This is a genomic window from Sporosarcina aquimarina, from assembly GCF_019748715.1.
Lineage (GTDB): Bacteria > Bacillota > Bacilli > Bacillales_A > Planococcaceae > Sporosarcina > Sporosarcina newyorkensis.
Window position 1 is genome coordinate 215,214 of the sequence record NZ_JACLBZ010000002.1, and the last position, 14,781, is coordinate 229,994.

The 14,781-nt window shown below is 43.7% G+C and carries 11 protein-coding genes and 1 other RNA gene; 3 read left to right on the plus strand and 9 right to left on the minus strand.

The window, feature by feature from the left end; genetic code table 11:
• Positions 1-4: 4 nt before the first annotated feature.
• Complete coding sequence (locus tag H7J92_RS01290; RefSeq protein ID WP_221835065.1) at positions 5-823, minus strand: sulfurtransferase; 819 nt, start codon at positions 821-823, stop codon at positions 5-7.
• Entirely contained in the window at positions 823-4,416 is a 3,594-nt protein-coding gene (locus H7J92_RS01295; protein ID WP_221835066.1) for a dynamin family protein, read from the minus strand. The genes H7J92_RS01290 and H7J92_RS01295 overlap by 1 nt, the downstream gene beginning before the upstream one ends.
• A gap of 159 nt (positions 4,417-4,575) precedes the next feature.
• Between H7J92_RS01295 and H7J92_RS01300 the strand changes: the two genes are divergently transcribed.
• Positions 4,576-5,034 carry a chemotaxis protein CheX gene (locus tag H7J92_RS01300; RefSeq protein ID WP_078816494.1) on the plus strand — a complete coding sequence of 153 codons (459 nt, stop codon included), beginning with the start codon at positions 4,576-4,578 and terminating at the stop codon, positions 5,032-5,034.
• A 68-nt stretch (positions 5,035-5,102) separates the two neighbouring features.
• Here H7J92_RS01300 and H7J92_RS01305 read toward each other — a convergent pair whose 3' ends face one another.
• The 6 genes from H7J92_RS01305 to H7J92_RS01330 form a co-directional block, all read right to left on the minus strand.
• Complete coding sequence (locus tag H7J92_RS01305) at positions 5,103-7,004, minus strand: ATP-dependent DNA helicase (RefSeq protein WP_078816493.1); 1,902 nt, start codon at positions 7,002-7,004, stop codon at positions 5,103-5,105.
• Between the two features lie 69 nt (positions 7,005-7,073).
• Positions 7,074-8,201, minus strand: a complete 1,128-nt coding sequence (locus H7J92_RS01310) for a THUMP domain-containing class I SAM-dependent RNA methyltransferase (RefSeq protein WP_009497079.1) — start codon at positions 8,199-8,201, stop codon at positions 7,074-7,076.
• 20 nt (positions 8,202-8,221) lie between these two features.
• Positions 8,222-9,883, minus strand: a complete 1,662-nt coding sequence (locus tag H7J92_RS01315; protein WP_221835067.1) for a diguanylate cyclase domain-containing protein — start codon at positions 9,881-9,883, stop codon at positions 8,222-8,224.
• Positions 9,884-10,026: 143 nt separating this feature from the next.
• An RNA gene (gene rnpB / locus H7J92_RS01320) (RNase P RNA component class B) lies at positions 10,027-10,401 on the minus strand.
• 85 nt (positions 10,402-10,486) lie between these two features.
• The gene (gene gpsB / locus H7J92_RS01325) at positions 10,487-10,780 is read right to left on the minus strand and encodes a cell division regulator GpsB (RefSeq protein WP_221835068.1); all 294 of its coding nucleotides are present in this window, start codon (positions 10,778-10,780) and stop codon (positions 10,487-10,489) included.
• Positions 10,781-10,860: 80 nt separating this feature from the next.
• Complete coding sequence (locus H7J92_RS01330; protein ID WP_221835069.1) at positions 10,861-12,111, minus strand: ribonuclease H-like domain-containing protein; 1,251 nt, start codon at positions 12,109-12,111, stop codon at positions 10,861-10,863.
• 385 nt (positions 12,112-12,496) lie between these two features.
• Between H7J92_RS01330 and fmdA the strand changes: the two genes are divergently transcribed.
• Together fmdA and H7J92_RS01340 are read left to right on the plus strand one after the other, a co-directional pair.
• The gene (gene fmdA, locus H7J92_RS01335; RefSeq protein WP_221835070.1) at positions 12,497-13,675 is read left to right on the plus strand and encodes a formamidase; all 1,179 of its coding nucleotides are present in this window, start codon (positions 12,497-12,499) and stop codon (positions 13,673-13,675) included.
• 14 nt (positions 13,676-13,689) lie between these two features.
• Positions 13,690-13,959 (plus strand): zinc ribbon domain-containing protein, encoded by a 270-nt coding sequence (locus tag H7J92_RS01340; protein WP_040758159.1) that lies wholly within the window; start codon positions 13,690-13,692, stop codon positions 13,957-13,959.
• A gap of 273 nt (positions 13,960-14,232) precedes the next feature.
• Here the strand turns inward: H7J92_RS01340 and H7J92_RS01345 are convergent.
• Positions 14,233-14,781 (minus strand): RNA-guided endonuclease TnpB family protein (locus H7J92_RS01345; RefSeq protein WP_221835072.1); only part of this gene is annotated, 549 nt, incomplete at its 5' end.

The following is a 14,781-nucleotide window of genomic DNA, read 5'->3' on the forward strand; positions in this document are numbered from 1 at the left end:
ATCTTCACGACGTTTCGATCGGGGCGTCATCTTCTGAGATCCAGTCACTGAAACTGCCTACGTACAATCGGACGTCCGAATAACCGAGCTCTGTAAGTGCAGCGAATAAAGGAGACGCCGTCACGCCGCTGCCGCAATAGACAATCACTTTATCGTCAGGCGCTGCCACTTGCTGGAGCTGTTTTTCTGCAGCTTGCACGTCATAACGGCCATCTTCTTTTAAATCTTCCCAATTAAAATTGCGGGCCGTCGGAATATGCCCTGCCTTATGATCAATCGGTTCCTTTTCACCGCGGTACCGTTCAGGAGCACGTGCATCCAGCAGCACTGCGTCCTGTTCTCTAGCAACCACTTGTTTTACATCGCTTCTGCTCGCATATAGATGATCTTGCCATTCCGGCTGAACAGATGACTGTGCAGGCGATACAAACGTCTCCCGATCGACCGCGCAACCTATCTCCTTCAGCTGGTCATAGCCTTCAAGCAAAATACGGGCATTTTTAAATCCTCCGTATTGTAAGATCCACCAAGCACGTGCGGCAAATGGACCACCCCCATCATCGTAGATCAGAATCGTATCTTCTAACTGTAGGCCGCTTGCACGATACAGCTCTGTCAATTTGTCGTTTGCCGGCAGCGGATGCCGACCGCCGGAGACAGATTCAGCGGAGAGGTTCTCTGCTAAATCCCAATGAACGGCATTTTGGATATGCTCCTTATTATATTCATCTATTCCGTAGTCTGGATTTTGAAGGGAAAACCGTGCATCGATCCATTTCACTTGCTCCACGTCAACATCTTTAGCCGATACGAATACATGCATTATTGAGCCAGCTCCTCCAAACGTATTTTTTCATAAATACTTTGCCATTGTTCCAGTTGCTCCGAACCGTCGAGCAACGTGCGTTCCGATTCAATTTGCACAAGACTTTCCTGCAACAGATGAAGACGTAATGCTTCCGCTTCATCTTCAATCCATAGATCCGCCCATTTTTCTATACGTTCTTTCTGTTCACCTAAATACTTCGACGCATCGTTCTTCAATGCCTCTTCCAGCTTGTTTTTCAGTACATCCCGGTCCCCGCGCTCAAAAAACGCTTTTTGATTCTTGAATGATTTATTGGCCGCGTTGTATACTGTCGGGTTCTCATAAGGCGTTTCAAACGATAGCATTTCTTTGTCGTTCGGCTCATATGGAGAAGGTACGATGGACTGATCCATGTCCGCTAATGAACGAACTTCCATACGTTGACGTTCCAGCAATTGCTTCTTCATATATTGTAAAATCCGCAAATTCGTCACTTTCAATTCTTGAGTCAAGTCAAACCCAACCATTTCGACTGTTTCCGCCAAAGCGATTTTCAACGCGCGGTCGGAAGAATTCTTAGCGAATGTCGATGGGCTGTACCCTTCCTTAAAGAAATCCCCGAAACGCAAGAACACACGCTGTAAAATATAGTAGACGAGTTCGCTCAATTCATCCTGTGTCGCTTTCACTAACACTTCGCTGGCGCTCTTCTCAAAGCGTTGCTTGATCGCTTGTTCAGCAATTGCCAACTCTTCCAATCGTTCTGCCTTACGTGAACGGTTCTGAATTGTCCGGTCGATCAATGAAGCGAGACGGTCAATCGTCTTCGTCGTTTCCTCTTCCAGTGCCTGAACGACTTGCGCACGCAAATCATGCTCAAGGAATGCATAGAACTTCTCTTCAAAATGCTGCATTAAAGGATTCGGCTGTTTATTCAATTTACCTTCAAGCGCTTCAAGGCTTGAAATCCCATGAACACGCGGGTTACGAATACCGAACTTCTGAAGTTCATTGGCCACAAAGCCTTTTACTTCTTCGGATTCTTCTTCGTTCGACGCCAGGTCGATAGCATTGACGATGAAGAACATCTTATCGAGTTCAAACGCGTCTTTCACACGTCCGAGCTGGATCAGGAACTCACGGTCTGCGCGAGCGAATGCGTGATTATAGTACGTCACAAATAAGATCGCGTCGGCATTACGAATATATTCGAACGCCACGTCGGTGTGGCGGGCGTTGATTGAATCCGCTCCAGGCGTATCAACGAGTGTGATGCCGTGGCGTGTCAGCGGACAATCGTAGAAGAAATCGATCGATTCTACGAAACAACTGCGTTCTTCCTGTGCTACAAACTTCGTGAACTCCTCACGCTCTACAGTCAACGTCGTGCCAAGTGCGGATGTGTACACTGGATAGCCTTTCTTGAACGCTTGGATGAATGACTTATGGATATGCAAATTTTCATTTTCGAGCGGCTGTTTCAATGCTTCATCCGTCTTCGCGAACGCTTCTTCAAGAGTCGAAATATGAATACCCAAAGCTTCAAATGACAATGCTACGTCTTCCGTCATCGTTGCAGCATTTTTCAAATGAACGTCCGCTGTATTATGCAGATGCGTTTCACTGACAGGACGGATTCGGTTGATTGCCGCTGTTGTTGGATTCGGTGACACCGGCAACACCTTTTCCCCGATCAACGCATTGGAAAATGAAGATTTCCCTGCACTGAATGCCCCGAATAACGCAACGGTGAACTCCTGCCCTTTCAATCGGGCGGCTTTCGTCTGCAAGTATAACGCCGTTTCCGCAAAGCCTGGAATCGTCTCAACGGATTGTGCAATATGTTGGGCGTAGGTGATCGCTTTTTCGGAATCGACAAATTGGCGTTCCTCTTCTTCTTGTTCGACTACTTCAGTCGATACGGATTCTTCTTTTTCCGAACCCGCCACATAGTCAATGGTTTCAATCTGTTTTGGCTTTTCCCATTCTTCCAGCAATTTGTCTCTACCAATGCGTGTAGGTGCAGACGGATTCCCGATCTCTTTATCCACCCACTGCATACGCTCTTGCCACTTGTTCATTTCGTTGATCGCATCGACTTTTTCCTGAAGTGACCGGATTGCAAGAGCAAGCGGTGCAGACTGTTCGCCTCCAGCTGATTTCGCAATGACGGACATTTCTTCCTTCCATGCGTCGGTCTTACGTTTATAAACTAAATGGATTGCACGCTTCATTTGTTCCGTATAATTCAGGATGGTCTCTCCTGTAATGACTTCCGCCACATGAAGCTGCTCATCTACCTCATCAAAAGGCAATGACAGATCCATGGAATCGATTTCCATTGACCGTTCATCCGTCAAGATTCCCGCTTGCTTCAAAGAGTCTTTCATCAACGTCTTCATATAGATTTCAATTTGTGTATGGGCCAGTCCCGTGATATTTTCCTTCAATTTTTGACGGCGTTTTTCGCGCTCCTCGGCAGTTTTCTTCGCGCCGAATAAAAGTCCTACCTTAAACTTCGGAGATTTTGATTCCAAGTAATCCTTCAGCAATTCTCTTGTTTCAAATGGCCCGAGCCCGGCGCTTAATAATAATTCATTGCGCTCTTTCTCGAAATTGACGTAGAATTCATCTCCAGACAGAAGCTCCATCCGTTTTTTTGCTTCCTTCAACTCTCGATTAAGCTCCTCGAATTGATTCCATTCATTGTCCATAACGATATCGCGATTGTTTTCTTTAACGTCATCTAGCTGTTGCTGCAAGAAACTCATATGCTCGTCTTTCAGCTTACGAAGGGATTGATCGATATTTTGTTCAAAATTCTCCTCGCGGTGTTCAATTGAGCCATCCACGATCGCTTTTACTTTTTCAAAATCATTATGCGGATGATCAGGCTCTTTCAATGACGTGTAGAAAATCCCTTTCGGCTCCACGCCCCACAGCTTGAACGAATCCTCTACTGATTTCTTGAATGCATCAAAAGACAATTCACTTTCCCGATGCTTATCGATTTGATTGATGATCAAGTAGACGTTGCCGTTATAGCGCATCAATTCTTTCGTGAAACGGAAATTCATTTCGGATTGTACGTGGTTGTAGTCCATCGTATAGAACACTAGATCCGCCAAGTGCAAAGAAGATTCCGTGGATAGTCGGTGTGCATCATCTGTAGAATCCACCCCAGGCGTATCCATTACTGTGATTCCTTCCGGCAATTTGGATTCGGTATGGCCGATTTCCACCAATGAAACAGCCGCTCCATCTTTACTGAATTCTTTGACGGCTTCTGAGAAACCGTGCCCGCTGAATTTCACAGCACTCCCATCTACACGGTGGATGATCGCGAAATCTTCATCCGCCTTATGTACCTTTACAATATTTGCACTTGTAGGGATCGGGCTTGAAGGCAATAGATCATCACCGGTCAAGGCATTGATCGTTGATGATTTGCCTGCTGAAAAATGACCTGCGAACGCAATCGTATATTCTTTCTCAATTATTTTATTTGCGAGTAATGTAATTTTTCCTTTTCGTTCATCATCTTCATTGGTAGAGAAAATCTGTCCATAGGTGGCAGACTGTTGTAGAAATACATGGTTTGTAGACATAATCGTCGTCCTTTCACTTATAACTCACCCTATCATACCATTAATGATTGAAAAAATAGAAGCTTACTTTTATTTGAGTCTACAACTTTTAAGTAGGCTTTTCGACCCTTTAATGATATGATTGAACTACTACTATTTTCTGAAAGGGTGTCTTTATTCGTGAGCACTGCAAATAACGTGCAAAAAGTCTTAAACGCTACTATTTCTTCACTGACTACTGTCGTTCCGATAAAATTCGATGTCCTCTCTCCTTCGTTGATCAAGCAACCCTATGAACAGCGCGAAATCAGTGTGCTCATTGGTTTGATCGGAGATATGAAAGGGCGTCTTATTGTAGAACCTACCCATGGCATTATTGATAAAATTGGCCTAGCGATGTTTGGTATGAATATTGAAGGAGAAATGGCCGAGTCTTTTACCGGAGAACTCGGGAATATGATTGCCGGCAATCTCTGTACAATACTGGAAAACGATGAATTGACACTCGACATTTCACCGCCCACTGTTTTAACCGGGCATACGAAGTTTTATGGCTTCCAACAAGCCTTTAAAATTCCCGTGAAATTTGAAGATGGCGAGGTATTGAATCTTTTACTGACGATAGATGACGAGAGCTGACTGCGTCGTAAATTAAATAAAAAAGGCACAGACATTGATTATTCAACGTCTGTGCCTTTTGCTATTCTTCATGAAAATGGTACAGGTAAAACTCTTTCTATCACAGGCAGTAACTCACTTCTCTCCGGTTCAACGAATAAATGAATAGAACCCGCATCCTCACTCGTCCGGATCAGCCGGCCGATTCCTTGACGAAGCCGCAACAGCATGAATGGTAGATCCACTTCATCAAATGCATCTTCCGCGTATTGTCTTCTCGCTTCAAACAACGGGTCTTTCGGCGGGAACGGCAGATCAAAGATGATGACACGCGTCAGGGATTCATTCGGAAGATCTAAACCTTCCCATAAATGATAGGAGAAAAAGACTTGGACCTTGCGCTGCTGGAAGTCTTTCACCAATGAAGACAGCGAACGCTCTCCTTCATAAGCAACTAGCACTTGAAGCTCTAACGGCAGTTTTTCATAGGCTTCCATCATCGATTGCTTAGAGTTAAACAATACTAAAGTTTGCTCTTCCTCTGAAAGAAGCATTGACAAGCGCTCGATGTTGTCTTCGTGTACACCTTGTTCCAAATGGATCTTCATCACATTCTCATAATCAAAAGGCGATTCAATGGAAAACGACTGATACGACTCAATTCCGAGACTGTATGCCAAGTAATCAAACGATTTCTCAACAGATAACGTAGCGGAAGAGAAAACGATCGGCATTTCGCCAGTGAATAACTTTTCTTTCAAAATAGACGTCACGAGTCGCGGCATGATCAGCAAAGTGCTTTCATCACGTCGATTTTCCAACCAATCTACAGCGTCATTCTGATCAGCAAATAATTCCATCGAATAAATATACTGCTCCAAATACTCCTCCACTATTTTCAGATCGTATTCTGGAATGACGTACAATTCACCCTCAAAGACGAATTCCTCAAGAAGTTCGTTCGATAAAGAGACGGCTTTCTTAGCTAGTCTCATCATTTCATCGTTCTTGTTAATCGTCAAACGCTCATTATCATTTTGCGTCGCATGCTCTCGTAATTGCTTAAAGAACAGTTCATGGACATCCAATAATTGCTCCATCAACTGCAGAGACTTCTCCCGAATGCCATCGACCATGATGCGCTCAAGCAATTGGACAATCGTCTGCTCCTGCACTTCATAAGTCAATGCCCGCTGCGCCGAATACTCAAGCAGGTGTCCTTCATCAAAGACCACCATCGATACTTCTGGCAGCAATGGCAACTGTCCTTGACGCACTCTCGATTCTTTCGTCCACAGATGTTCCATATAAAAATCATGCGAGCAAATGATTAAATCCACTGCTTCTCTATAGTGATTACGATGAATCGTCTGTCCGCAACGATTACGGATATCACACGCCGCACATTGCTGAATCGGATGGTAATTGATCATTTCCCACTCTTCATCTTTCAAATATGGATAGTCGGAACGCACTCCATATGGAAAAACAGACTGCAACGAACGATCGGCATAGATAAAATCAGGCAGCTCATCTTCAACTAAATCAACAAACTCTTCGTCTGTTCGATTACTTGTCTCTTCTAGACGCTTTAGGCAAATATACTGATTTCGCGCTTTGGCCAATCGTACATCGATCGATAAATCGAGTGCCTGACTCAATTTCTGAATGTCGCCTTCTTCTTTGATCAACTGATCGATCAACGTCTCATCTGCACAAGAAATCACAGCAGGCTTTCCTGTATAGCGTGCATATGCAAGGGCTGGAAGCAAATAGGCAATCGTCTTCCCTGTACCCACACCCGCTTCCGCCAGTAACACATTTTTGTCCTTAAGTGCTTGTTCGATTTGAAAAGCCATATAAATCTGCTCATCCCGGCATTCGAACCCTTTTTCCGTCAAATCATCATATAATGTATCGCCCAACCAATCATTCAGTGATTCAAAGAACGTTTGGTCTTTCACTAATTGAAATGGAATTTTTGTACTCATACTGACTCCTCCCTGAATGCAAGCGAAAGGAAGAGGAGTGCTTTCCTCTTCCCATCGATTTCGATATGGTTATACGCGCTGTCCCCAAAACTGATAATAATCAGTGCGGATGAAGCCGTTAAATAGTTTACGTTTTTTCGTCGCTCTTTTCCCATACATCGTCTCATAGTTTTCGAGTGAAGATAAAATATAGACGGACCAGGATGGGTGATGCTCCATAATTGACCCAAGGATTTCTGCTATATCTTCCGCTTCCTCTGTTTCGCCAAGTCGCTCTCCATATGGCGGATTGGCAATGAGGACACCATTTTGTCCTTCAATGTGCAAATCCCGGACGTCTTGCTGCTGCCATGAAATCAAATCTGCAAAACCGGCTTCCACCGCATTTTGCTGAGCTATTGAAATCATTTTTCCATCGACGTCGTAACCACGGATGTCAAGCTCTTGGTCGTACTTCGCTACGTCTTCCACTTCTTCTCTGACGCGATCCCATACTTGCGCTTTCATCCAAGGCCATTCTTCACTTAAAAATGAACGATTATAGCCAGGCGCCAGATTCTGTCCAATCATCGCCGCTTCAATTGGAATCGTTCCCGAACCGCAAAACGGATCCACGAACGGGCGACTCGGACTCCACTTCGATAATTTCACAAGTGCTGCAGCCATCGTCTCTTTAAGAGGCGCATCTCCTTGTCCTAATCGATAGCCGCGCTTATGCAATCCGGAACCGCTCGAATCGATCGTAATTGTTACCTTATCCTTCAAAATTGATACTTCCAATTTAAAGAGAGGACCTGATTCATCCAAGAAGCCAATGCGCTTATACGCGATCTTCAACCGCTCCACAATTGCTTTCTTCACAATCGCTTGGCAGTCCGGCACACTGAACAGCTTCGATTTGACCGACTTTCCTGAAACCGGAAAAGCGGCATCAACCGGCAGGAACTGTTCCCAAGGAATCGCTTTCGTCCGCTCAAATAACTCATCGAATGTATAAGCTTTAAATTCACCAGCCACCACGCGAACCCGATCTCCCACACGAAGCCACATATTGGCTCTGGCAATCGTTTCTGCATCTCCATTGAAGAAGACTTTTCCGTTTTCGGTCTGGCAATCATACCCAAGATCTTTTATCTCAGATGCTACAATCGACTCCAGCCCCATTGCGGCTGTAGCAATCAATTTATATTCACTCACAATAAAAACTCCATTCTCCGTTACTGGATCAGATGAAGAAATTCATCAAACTCCAGAGGTTTACTTATATATGTTCCTTGTGCATAGCTGCAGCCTAACGCGCGCAACCGCTCACATTGGCTAACGTCATCTACACCCTCAAAAGACAAGTCAATCTCTAAAGCACCAGCCATCGCTTTAATCGCCTGAGCAATCTTCCATTGATCTTCTTCAGTCGATAGCCGTTTCACTAGATTACGATCTAGTTTCAAATGCCCGATAGAGCTATCTGACAGCAAAGGAATTGATGAATAACCGTAACCGAAATGATCGATCAGCAGATGAAACCCCAACTTTTTCAAGGTCCTTAACTTATGGATGGATTGCTCTTCATCTAGCATAATAACCTTTTCATCCAATTCTAATTCAAAATTTTCAGGCTTAACATCAAATTGTCCGAGAATTCCACAAACATTTTGGATGAACTGAGGATGCGTGAAGTACATGCTCGAAATATCAACGGCAATCACTGTGCGCAAACGTACAGCTTCCGGCATACGGGAAAGGTCCTCGCAAATCCTCTCAATGGCCAAGTTGGTAATCGGAATATCAAGACCCATCTCTACCAGTTCCTCGTAGGAATCCCTCAGTGTAGTAACCGATTGTTTACATCCGCCACATCGCAACGAAATCTCCGCACCGCGGAACATACCTGTCCCAAGATGAAGTTTCGGCTCATACAGTAACTGAAAGTCCTTATTTTCGACCATGCCAATCAAATCTTGTTCCAGCTCTTGAAGATTGGCAATGCGCTCCTCCAAATCTTGCTCAAACAGCGTCTGTCGATTACGGCCTTTTCGCTTGGATTCATACATGGCGACATCTGATTTTCTCATTAAGCTCTCTCTGTCGGTACCATTTTTCGGATATAAGCTAATTCCGATACTAGTCGACATCCCGACTTCATAGGAGGCACTGTGATAGGGCTGCTCAATCGCTTCAAAGATCCGATCCGCTAAGAGCACTGCTTCCCCTTCATGCTTAATGTCTGTTTGAACGATAACGAACTCATCGCCGCCTAACCGGGCAAACAAATCATTTTTCCTAAGAATTTTCTTCACTCTTCGTGTGAACTCTTTCAATAATTCATCTCCGACGAAATGTCCCATCGTGTCATTGACTTGTTTGAAACGATCCAAATCTAAAAATAACACAGCGTGCATTTTCTTTCTTTCGGGATCACCACAGAATAGCTTGTCCATTTGACTCGTCAAATAGTTACGATTTCCAATTTTCGTCAAAGGATCTGTACAGCCATCGCCTTTTGATGTCGGCTGGTTTATCATGGAAGCGGGTCGGCAAATTCCATAATAATATGCCTGGTCATTGGTGGTATCCAAATGGAAGAACAATTTGACGTCTCCATCTTCTCCATTTTCACCAAACGGCAGACCGCCTTCCCAATACCCTGTCTTTTCAGCTTCTTCCCAAATATCATGTTGCCATGTTGCCGGAAAAAGCTGAAGCATGGACGGATCTTCATTATTGTATTGGGTCAGTGTAAAGAAAACAGAGTTAGCAAAAAGCAGGTTTTTACTTTCATCTGTAACGAAAACGCCTTGTTTCATTTCCTCAATAATTGTATTATAAATTGTTGGCGGGAAGGCAGGGTTTATTTTAAAGAAATCAGACTCATTTACCATTACCTTCCCTCCTTATGTATCGCCTTTTCAATCGGTCTCTTCTCAGTATTATGTCAAATAAATGCGATTAGCAAACCTTCTGTACAAAAGAAAAACTCTCCCAATACTATAGGAGAGCTAATTGTGATGTAAACCATAGAATATTCTGTAAGCCATGTTTTGTTCTTCAGTACTCAAACGGTTTGCACCTCGTACTTGAAGCGGTAATCATCTATCTACAGACAATTGCCTGTCCCTTCCTCCATTGAATTCTTTCGGAAGAGCGCCCCTACCATAATTTGGGTTTCTCACTCGTGGGGTTTACCCGTTCCACTTGACATGTTTCCATGCCAACTACGTCACTGTGGCACTTTCAGAGAATCTCATCCATATCCGAAGACTTAGGATTTATTCTCGCCATCAATGCAAAAGCATTGCCCCGGCTTATTTTTTCACTGAGCACGAACACTACGGTCATCTCAGAACCGTGTGAGCATGGACTTTCCTCTACAATAAAATTGCAGCGATTACCTGAATAGACTCTATGGTACTCTTTAGTATACATCAATTCATCCCGGCTATCAATGATTTCGTTCAAACTGGTCATTTCCAATTTAAAGAAAATCAGTTATCAGACAGCTTGCTGCCGAAAACTTGTCTTTCCAAGTTGGATAGGCGTTGCAAGATATCAAAATTCGTTGGTTGAGGAGTCGGCGCAGACGTTCTATGCTGCGAAGTACTTGCTGACGCTTTCAACCGTTCGTTTTCTTCTGTAAGTTGCGAGATTTCTTTTTTGAAAGTCTCATAATCTTGGATAACATCGTCCAAAAATAAATCCACTTCTTCTTGTTTATATCCGCGCATTGCTGTTTTAAATTCTTTCTCTAAAATCTTCTTTGAATCTAACTTTAATTCCATGACAAAACGTCCCTCCGTCTGTGATCCCATACGGTCATTATAGCATATCATGTCATTCTTTGTCTTAATTGAGAAGGTCCTTAAGACTCTCTTGTCGGTTTCTGCGCTTGCCCGGGAAATAGTTTCTTCTTCACGCGTATTTCCCGCTTGGAAAAGGCGCTCTGCATGCTATCAATAAAGCGTTTGGATAGTTTATTTTGTTGTTCGAGCAATGATTTCCCCTTGTTAATTCGATCAACCGCCAGCGGGAAATCTTTCAGCTTATGTTCATATAATTTCGCCAATTCTTCATAGGCAAGTATTTGTTCCCGGCCTTCTCCACTCGATGCTACGATTTCAAATGATTGGACCGCACGATCGTACTCTCTATATCGCTTCAATAGAAACCCTAAATGAAAATGTGTCAGCGGATAACTCGATCCGTACACTTCTGCGATTCTTTCCAGCTCGGCAAAACTCCGCTCAGTCAAACCAAGATCCTTGAACCATTTGGCGATATTCGTTGCGACTTGAGCAGTTGGTTTACTCTCCTCCTGCATGATCATGTCAGAAGAAAGACTGAACAGCGTGACGAGGGAAAGAATATCCCATTCATTGTGCCACATAACCTTCATCAAGATTTCAGCCCGCCCATTCTTCACGGCATCCTGATAGATGATCGGCGCCATATGCCCTGGAATATCATCTTTCCGATGAAAGCCTAGCTGTTTGCGCTCGATTTCCGTAAGTTTGAAAGAGTCCATTTCACCTTTCCAAATACGCCGTGAACCATGCAACAGATCAATTTGCTTTGGAACCGGCAACTTAGGGAGCTGTTTTCTATGCAGCGACCAACGTGTCTGCAATTGCGGAAAGTCAAAGCTCTTTCCATTATAAGTGACAAGCGTCAGCCCTTCCTGCCAAAGTTTTGATGCATAGAGAAACGCTGCTTCGTGATCTGGATTCGGCAGCACGTACTGTGTCATGATGAATTCATCCGATTTCAGTTCCAATAACCCAATCAAAAAAATTACCGCGCCCGCCCCTTTAAGTCCCGTTGTCTCGGTATCGAAAAAGAGCAGCTGATCAGAAGAAGGAGCAAGCGGATGAGCATATCCAGTCTCCGTCCAATTGGTCAACTTCTCTTGTATGTCCCCTAAGCAAATATCGCCATGCATATAGGTAAGCGGATAATGAATGACACGCTTATAAACAATACCCAAGTCATTTTCGATTTTTTCCAGGCCCGTCGTCAGCCATCTCTTTTCATATGATGGCGCCGGCGGTTTCGTAAACGTTTCAACCGACTCTTGCACGACTGTCGTTTTTTTCACTAGCGATTTCATGGCCATAAGTTTTTTCTCATACGACACGGCAAATCAACTCTTCTGTATGCGGGCTTTCCATCGTATGCTCCGCAGCCCGGATATAGTATTGCTTATTTATCTTTAAGAACATCGATACACCTCACCCCTCGAAGCAATTACATGATTTGTATTGAATTATACTATACTTGAAGGACTTATTAATAGAAACACACTCGTAAACATACAGGTGAGTATTTCTTGGGGAATAAATAGCAGATGAGAATGAAAAGCATTGAAACGAAGTAACCGCATGCCGCATATTTCCTCCACCACAGTCATTCTCACTATTGCAGTCATAAACGTGGGACAACTTCACATATGTTGACATGGTAATGCTTGCGCAATTTATTTAATTAGGAGGAATTTGATAATGGCACAGTATAAGTACAGACTCGATTTAAGCAAACCTATGGAACAACAAGAGCAACCCGGACACAATCGTTGGCACCCTGATATTCCTGCTGTTTTTTCAGTAGAACCGGGAACCGCATTTCGAATGGATTGTAAAGAATGGACCGATGGACAGATCCATAATAATGACAGTGCAGAAGACCTTCGCACCGTCAATCTTACTCGTGTCCACGTATTAAGCGGTCCTGTCTACGTCAATGGCGTGGAGCCTGGTGATTTGCTCGTCGTTGATATTTTGGATGTCGGAGCCCATCAAGAATCAGAATGGGGGTTCAATGGGATTTTTGCGAAAGAAAACGGAGGCAGCTTCTTAACAGATGAATATCCAGAGGCCGCCAAATCGATTTGGGATTTCGAAGGCATTTATACGACGTCCCGCCATGTGCCTGGTGTCAAATTTGCGGGTCTCATTCATCCAGGTTTGATTGGAGTCGCTCCCTCAATGGAACTATTACAAAAATGGAACGAACGCGAACAAGCCTTAATCGATACGGATCCACATCGAGTTCCCGCACTTGCAAATCCACCCTCCGAAGAAAGTGTAGTGTTAGGGCATTTGAAAGGTGCGGAGTTTGACCGGATCGCAAAAGAAGGGGCACGTACAGTCCCGCCTCGTGAAAATGGAGGAAACTGCGACATTAAGAATCTCTCCAAAGGTTCTAGAATCTTCTTCCCAGTATTTGTGGACGGCGCCAAACTGTCCGTCGGCGATCTGCATTTCTCTCAAGGCGATGGAGAGATCACATTTTGTGGCGGCATCGAAATGTCAGGCTGGATCGAATTAAAAGTGGATGTGATTAAAGGGGGTATGGAGAAATATAAGATCAAGGAAAATCCCGTATTCCAACCAGGACCTGTTGAACCGAATTATAATGATTTCTTAGTTTTCCAAGGCATTTCCGTAGACGATCGTACAGGAAAACAACATTATCTGGATGCTAATCTCGCTTATAAAAAGGCCTGCTTAAATGCCATTGAGTATTTAAAAACGCTTGGCTATACAGGTGAACAAGCCTTTATGCTTTTAAGCTCAGCACCTGTGGAAGGTCGAATTAACGGCATCGTGGATATTCCAAATGCCTGTTGCACGATTGCGATCCCAACACAAATCTTTGATCAAGACATTATGCCGAAATAATAGGAGGGTAAATCTTGCCAAACTACACATTTCGTTGTCCAGGTTGTGGAGAATTCACGCTGTTCTTCAATTCCATGTCCGGCAACAGGGAGAATACAGAATGTCCTACTTGTAAATCAGAAGCTGCCAGAGTTTATTTTGCGCCTCACCTCTTCACCCTTTCTCGTAAGCTCAGCTCGAAGATCGAGAAAGGGATGGAACCGCAACGAATGACTCGGGATGAACTAGGTGCAAAACAGAAGCAAACAAAGGTAAAAACAAATCGTCCTTGGCAAGTCGGGTAGACTCCTCCATGAATCTTGAATCAATATAATAGCGTACAAGATAAGAGGCTTGGACATAACCAGCCTCTTTTTTATGTGATTAGACTTCACTGAATAAATGGGATTACTCAAACTATTGCAGGCAAAAATGCAACAAAAGGTACTACTCTCATCACTGAATCAAATTCGCCTAAGAGGAATATGTTACTTGTTCCATTATTGAACTACTACCACTTTCACTACGTTTAGAAGTGAGAGATTCCTAAGATCACCGGCGTAACCGCCAGTTATTGATTAGGCTATCCCCGCAGCCCCTGCGGTTAGAAGTCTGTTCGCTTCCTTTTCAAGATTTATACTTGCGTTAAGATCTCGGTCGTGATGACTTCCACATTTCAGACAGCTCCATTCACGCAAAGCCAGATTCTTAACGTCTTTGTTTCGATCTCCACACTTCGAACAAAGTTGACTCGATGGGAATGTTTTTCCTACGACTACAATCTGTTTGCCGTACCACTTCGCTTTATATTCAAGCATTGTACGAAATTGTGACCAGCTAACTTCGCTAATTGATTTAGCCAATTTTTGATTTTTAAGCATAGTAGTGATTTGCAAGTCTTCTATTCCGATTACATCGTGGTTTTTGATGATATCGGTTGAGAGTTTATGCAAGTAATCCTTTCGCTTATTCGCAATGCTTTCCTGGATACGCGCAACTTTGACACGTTGTTTTTGATAATTTCTCGCTTCACTTAGCTTACATTTTCTTTTGATAGCTAGTTCTCTCCGTCTTGAGAGAATCCGTTGCGCTTTCGCTAACTTCTTCTCTAATGAACGAAAGTACTT

Coding starts and splice junctions, on each gene's coding strand:
- H7J92_RS01290 (WP_221835065.1), bottom strand. CDS start 823: ATGCATGTATTCGTATCGGCTAAAGATGTTGACGTGGAGCAAGTGAAA.
- H7J92_RS01295 (WP_221835066.1), bottom strand. CDS start 4,416: ATGTCTACAAACCATGTATTTCTACAACAGTCTGCCACCTATGGACAG.
- H7J92_RS01305 (WP_078816493.1), bottom strand. CDS start 7,004: ATGAGTACAAAAATTCCATTTCAATTAGTGAAAGACCAAACGTTCTTT.
- H7J92_RS01315 (WP_221835067.1), bottom strand. CDS start 9,883: ATGGTAAATGAGTCTGATTTCTTTAAAATAAACCCTGCCTTCCCGCCA.
- gpsB (WP_221835068.1), bottom strand. CDS start 10,780: ATGGAATTAAAGTTAGATTCAAAGAAGATTTTAGAGAAAGAATTTAAA.
- H7J92_RS01330 (WP_221835069.1), bottom strand. CDS start 12,111: ATGGCCATGAAATCGCTAGTGAAAAAAACGACAGTCGTGCAAGAGTCG.
- fmdA (WP_221835070.1), top strand. CDS start 12,497: ATGGCACAGTATAAGTACAGACTCGATTTAAGCAAACCTATGGAACAA.